Below are 5536 nucleotides of genomic sequence, written 5' to 3'. Positions count from 1 at the left end.
TGAAGACCGGCCAGGGTTACGCCGAGTTCGGGGTGTCGTCGTTCGGCACCGATGCGGCCGTCGGCGATTCCGAGCAGCTGTCCGGCAGGTGGGCCGAGTACCTCCTCGCGGGCCGGGCCACGACGATCTACGGCGGCACGACCGAGGTGCAGTTGAACATCATCGCCGAGCGGCTGCTCGGCCTGCCGCGCGACCCGTAAGCGGCGGGGGCGCCCGCACGGCCAAGCCGTCCGAGTCGTCGACGATGTGTGCGCGAGGTCGGAAGTTGCGTGACACGATTGGACGACGTCGCGGCCTAGGAGGGTGTCACGAGCAGCAAGGACGGCGTCACGCTACGGCAGCTGCGCTACTTCGTCGTGCTGGGCGAAGAGCTGAACTATCGGCGTGCCGCAGAGCGGCTGTTCATCACGCAGCCCGCGCTGTCCACTGCCATCAAGCAGCTCGAACATCAGACAGGCGCCGTCCTGTTCACCCGAAGTACACGCGAGGTGGCACTGACCGACCTCGGCGCGGCGTGGTTGCCCAAGGTTCAGGACGCGCTTCGGGGCGTGGACGCCGCCGTCGACGACCTCGTCTCGGCGTCCCGGCGCGACCGGCGCATCCGGCTGGGCTACCTGATCGGCACCGGCGCCGACGTGCTGTTCCGACTGGTCCGGCACTTCGAGACCGCGTATCCCGAAATCAGTGTGGAGCCACGGGAATTCGACTTCTCCGACCCGACTGCCGGCCTGGCCGACGGCTCCACCGAGGTGGCGATCATCCGGCCGCCGGTGGATCTGCCCGAACACCGGATGCTGATCCTCGACGCCGAGAACTGGGTGGCTTGCCTGCCCCGGGATCACCGACTCGCGCAGCGAGCCGAGTTGTCCATCGCCGAATTGTTGGACGACCCCATCGTGGTCGCGCCGGGCAGCGCCGGACGATGGCGGGACTACTGGATGGCGATGGATGCGCGCGACGGGCGGCCGCCGACGATCGCGGCCGTCGCCGCCACCTATGAGGAGGAGACGACGACCATTGCGCGAGGGCTCGGCATCAGCTTCACCAGCGAAGCCAGCGCGCGACTCTACGGTAGGCAGGGAATCGTCTACGTGCCGATCACCGACCGACCGCGCAACTACACGGCCCTAGCGTGGAATCCCGCGACTCTGAGCCATGACGCGGCCGCGTTGGTCCGCCAGGTCCGCGACGAGTGGAGTTTCGGTGAAGGCCAGTCGCAGGAACGTCCCGCCACCTATTTCTAGCCCATTGATAAAGCGAAGTTATCAGTAGATCAGAAACTGGAACTTCCGCAAGCAGCTCAGGAGGAGTTTCCTCGGTGCATTCGACTACAAGGTCGTCGTCCCGTTCGACCCTCCTGACCTGGAGCACCCCATGACCGATACCGCACCACCCGTCACCGCGCAGAAGCCGAGTGACGACGAGGACACCCGGCTGGCCCAGTTCGGCTACACCCAGAAGCTCGATCGCTCGGTCGGCAGGCTCGCGTCCTTCGCGATCGGCTTCGCGACGATCAGCGCCACCACGGCGGTGTTCACCGGCTTCGGCGCTGGCTACTTCACCGCGGGCGCGCCCTTCGTGTGGACGCTGCTGCTCGCCGCTGCGGTGTTCCTCGTCTGGGTCGTCATCGCCGCCGATCTGACCGCGAAGATCCCGCTGGCCGGCTACGCCTACCAGTGGACCAGTCGCATTCATGGCTCCAACCTCGCGTGGTTCACCGGCGTGATGGCCCTTGCCGGGTGGATCTGCGGGATGACCGGTGTGGGATTCATCCTCTCCGGCTATCTCGGCGGCTTGTTCGGATGGGCCATGACCCAGACCGCGCAGATCCTCGTCGCCATCGGAGTCATGGCCGTCTGCATGCTGGTCAATCTCTACGGGGTGCGGTTCGCCACGATGGTCAACAACATCGGCGTCAGCCTGGAGTTGGTCATCACGGTCGGTGCGACGATCCTGGTGGCGGTCGTCGCCTTCTCCACACCGGATAATCATCAGCCCCTCTCGGTGCTGTTCAGCGGCGGAACCTCAGATGGCAACAGCGCTTACATCCTGGCGTGGCTGGCGGCGTCACTCGGTCCGTTCTTCGGTTTGATCGGCGTGGAGGCCAGCGCCGACGTCGCCGAGGAAACCGTGAACGCGCGGCACGTCATTCCCCGTACGATGTTCTACGCCTTGGCCACCTCGATCATCATCGAGTTCGGCATGTACGTCGTCTACGTGCTGGCGATCCGCGACCAAGACGCCGTTGCGGCCGCCTCCGCGGCTCCGATCGAGGAGATCATCACCCAGCAGGTCGGCCCGGTCATCACGAAAATCGTTGTCGCCGTGGCGCTGACCAACGTCATGGCCTGCATCCTGGCCAACATTCTGGTGGCGACGCGACTGACCTACTCGATGGCCCGTGACAACATGCTGCCGTTCTCCCACGTCTGGCGACATGTGTCTGCGACCAATCGCACCCCCACGTACGCGGTGCTCGGCCTGTTCGGCTTCTCGACTGCCCTGCTGCTCTTCGCCCTGGTCAGCGAGAAGGCCTTCCTGCTGATCCTCGGGCTCTCGTCGCTGGCGGTCTTCGCCACCTACGTACTGCAGACCATCGCCCTGATCATCGGGCATCGTCGGGGCACCATCCCCGCCGCCGAACCCGGGACGTTCGACCTCGGCCGCGCACGCATGCCGATCTACGTCGTCGGCCTGATCTGCTTTACGCTCGTTTGCGTGGCGCTGATCTTCCTGCCGCAGTTCGCCGGCAACGGCTACGTCTTCCTCGGCCTCGTCGTCCTCGCAGGGATCTGGGCGGTGACCGGGCTACGCAAACGACTCACCAGCGGTGAGGCGGGGCCCGACTACGCCAAGACCCACACCAGCTGAATTCGATTGTCTTACAACATCTTGAAGAAGGGAACATCATGACCGTCACCGACCTCGGCACCAGCAATCTGGTCGCCGTCGAACCCGGCGCCGCGATCCGAGAGGACACTCCGCCCGGCTCGGTGATCCAGTACAGCGACTACGAACTCGACACCTCCAGCCCGTTCGCGGGCGGCGTGGCCTGGATCGAGGGCGAGTACATCCCGGCCGAAGACGCCAAGATCTCGATCTTCGACACCGGGTTCGGGCACTCCGACGTCACCTATACCGTTGCGCACGTGTGGCACGGCAACATCTTTCGGCTCGACGACCACATCGACCGGCTGCTCGACGGCGCCCGCAAGCTGCGCCTCGACGCAGGCATGAGCAAAGACGAGCTCGCCGAAATTACCAAGAAGTGCGTGTCGATGTCGCAGCTGCGCGAGTCGTTCGTCAACCTGACCATCACCCGCGGCTACGGAAAGAAGAAGGGCGAGAAGGATCTTTCCAAGCTGACCCATCAGGTGTACATCTACGCGATCCCCTACCTGTGGGCCTTCCCCCCGGCCGAGCAGATCTTCGGCACCACCGCGATCGTGCCGCGGCACGTCCGGCGCGCCGGCCGCAACACCGTCGACCCGACCATCAAGAACTACCAGTGGGGTGACCTGACCGCGGCCAGCTTCGAGGCCAAGGACCGGGGGGCGCGCACCGCGATCCTGCTGGACTCCGACAACTGCGTGGCCGAAGGCCCAGGCTTCAACGTCGTCACCGTCAAGGACGGCAGGCTGGCGTCCCCGTCGCGCAACGCACTGCCAGGCATCACCCGCAAGACCGTCTACGAACTCGCCGACCAGATGGGCATCGAAGCCACCCTGCGCGACGTCACCAGCCAGGAGCTCTACGACGCCGACGAGCTGATGGCCGTCACCACCGCCGGTGGGGTCACGCCGATCAACACGCTCGACGGCGAGAAGATCGGTGACGGCATCCCAGGCCCCGTCACCGTCGCCATCCGCGACCGCTTCTGGGCGCTGATGGACGAGCCCGGCCCGCTGATCGAGGCCATCCGGTACTGACCGTCAGGGCAGGATCGAGTCGACGTATCCCCCATCGACCCGAAGCGCTCCACCCGTTGTCGCCGAGGAGAGCGGCGAGCTGAGGTACGTGACCATGTTCGCGATCTCGTCGGGCTCGATCAGTCGCTGCAACAGGGACTGCGGCCGATGCTTGCGCATGAATTCCCGCTGCGCCTCGTCCCATGAGAGGGACTTGTCGACCAGCTCGTAGACGAAGTCCTCGACGCCTGCGGTGTGAGTGGGACCGGCGATCACCGAGTTCACCGTGACGCCGGTGCCCGCGGCGTCCTTGGCGAAGCCACGCGATACCGCCAGCAGCGCCGTCTTGGAGACGCCGTAGTGGATCATCTCCTCCGGGATCACGATCGCCGAGTCGCTGGCGATCTGGATGACCCGGCCCCAATGTCGGTCGACCATGCCCGGTAGGTAGGTGCGGATGAGGCGGACCGCGGCGAGCACGTTCACGTCGAAGTAGGTGCGCCACTGCTCGTCGGTGATCTCACGGGCCGGGACCGCGCCGAAGATGCCGAGGTTGTTGATCAGGATGTCGACGGCGGGCAGTTCGCGCACCACCTCCGCGACGCCGTCCTCGGTGGTCACGTCTGCTGCGATGCCGACCACGTCGCCGTCGGTCGCCTTGCTCAGCGCCGCGACCGCCTCGGCGACCCGGTTGGCGGACCGGCCGTTCACCGCGACGCGGGCGCCGCTTCCGGCCAGACCCTCGGCGATGGCGTAGCCGATACCCTGGGTCGAGCCGGTGACGAGTGCGGTCTTTCCGGTCAGGTCGATGTTCACGCCGCAGTATTACCACCGTTGAGCCGGGACTATTCCTCCCGAACGGATGCGATTCACATGAAATTGACAGGATTTTGTGTCACCGTTTTCATGGAGTCGGCTTGACTGCGCGACGATGCGTGGCGACGCCGGACGATGTGAAGACCATCCGACGGCGGGACGGCTCCGAATGGTCACAGGGGCAATACTGTGGATACGCCGCCCCGCCTGATGATGGGAGATCTTTGTGCGCCGGTTGCTTCTGACGGCCGTCATGGCGGTCCTGCTGCCCGTATTCATCGGGTTCGCGGGCGGTTCCGCCACGGCCGGAGCCTTTTCGCGGCCGGGTCTGCCGGTCGAGTACCTCCAGGTGCCGTCCGCAAGCATGGGCAGGGACATCAAGATCCAGTTCCAGAGTGGTGGCCCCAACTCACCGGCGGTCTACCTGCTGGACGGCCTGCGCGCTCAGGACGACTTCAACGGCTGGGACATCAACACCCCGGCCTTCGAGTGGTACTACCAATCCGGCCTGTCCTTGGTGTTGCCGGTCGGTGGGCAATCCAGCTTCTACAGCGACTGGTACCAACCCGCCTGCGGCAAGGCGGGTTGCCAGACGTACAAGTGGGAGACGTTCCTCACCCAGGAACTGCCCGCATATCTGCAGGCCAACAAGGACGTCAAGCCCACGGGCAGTGCGGCGGTCGGTCTGTCGATGGCCGGTTCGGCATCGATGGTCTTGGCGATGTACCACCCCGAGCAGTTCCCGTACGCGGCGTCGCTGTCCGGCTTCCTGAACCCCTCCGAGGGGTCATGGCCGTTCCTGATCAACATGT

At 65.5% G+C, this 5536-nt stretch carries 6 protein-coding genes; 5 read left to right on the top strand and 1 reads right to left on the bottom strand.

The features are described 5' to 3' along the window. The 4 genes from QOC69_RS29625 to QOC69_RS29610 form a co-directional block, all read left to right on the top strand. Positions 1 to 200: acyl-CoA dehydrogenase family protein (locus QOC69_RS29625; protein WP_526446082.1), on the top strand; the 200-nt coding region annotated here is incomplete at its 5' end. Between the two features lie 141 nt (positions 201 to 341). Next, the gene (locus tag QOC69_RS29620) at positions 342 to 1244 is read left to right on the top strand and encodes a LysR family transcriptional regulator (RefSeq protein WP_526446084.1); all 903 of its coding nucleotides are present in this window, start codon (positions 342 to 344) and stop codon (positions 1242 to 1244) included. 130 nt (positions 1245 to 1374) lie between these two features. Beyond that, positions 1375 to 2871, top strand: a complete 1497-nt coding sequence (locus tag QOC69_RS29615; protein ID WP_526446081.1) for an amino acid permease — start codon at positions 1375 to 1377, stop codon at positions 2869 to 2871. A gap of 38 nt (positions 2872 to 2909) precedes the next feature. Continuing rightward, entirely contained in the window at positions 2910 to 3929 is a 1020-nt protein-coding gene (locus tag QOC69_RS29610; protein WP_526446080.1) for an aminotransferase class IV, read from the top strand. A 3-nt stretch (positions 3930 to 3932) separates the two neighbouring features. Here QOC69_RS29610 and QOC69_RS29605 read toward each other — a convergent pair whose 3' ends face one another. After that, positions 3933 to 4724, bottom strand: coding sequence for an SDR family NAD(P)-dependent oxidoreductase (locus tag QOC69_RS29605; protein ID WP_526446079.1), 792 nt, complete (start codon positions 4722 to 4724; stop codon positions 3933 to 3935). 253 nt (positions 4725 to 4977) lie between these two features. Here QOC69_RS29605 and QOC69_RS29600 point away from each other — a divergent pair. Continuing rightward, positions 4978 to 5536: alpha/beta hydrolase (locus QOC69_RS29600; RefSeq protein WP_526446083.1), on the top strand; the 559-nt coding region annotated here is incomplete at its 3' end.

Origin of the sequence: Mycobacterium sp. (genome assembly GCF_032162105.1) — a bacterium.
Lineage (GTDB): Bacteria > Actinomycetota > Actinomycetes > Mycobacteriales > Mycobacteriaceae > Mycobacterium.
Note: the sequence above shows the minus strand (reverse complement) of the source record. Positions and strands in the feature narration are given on the sequence as shown.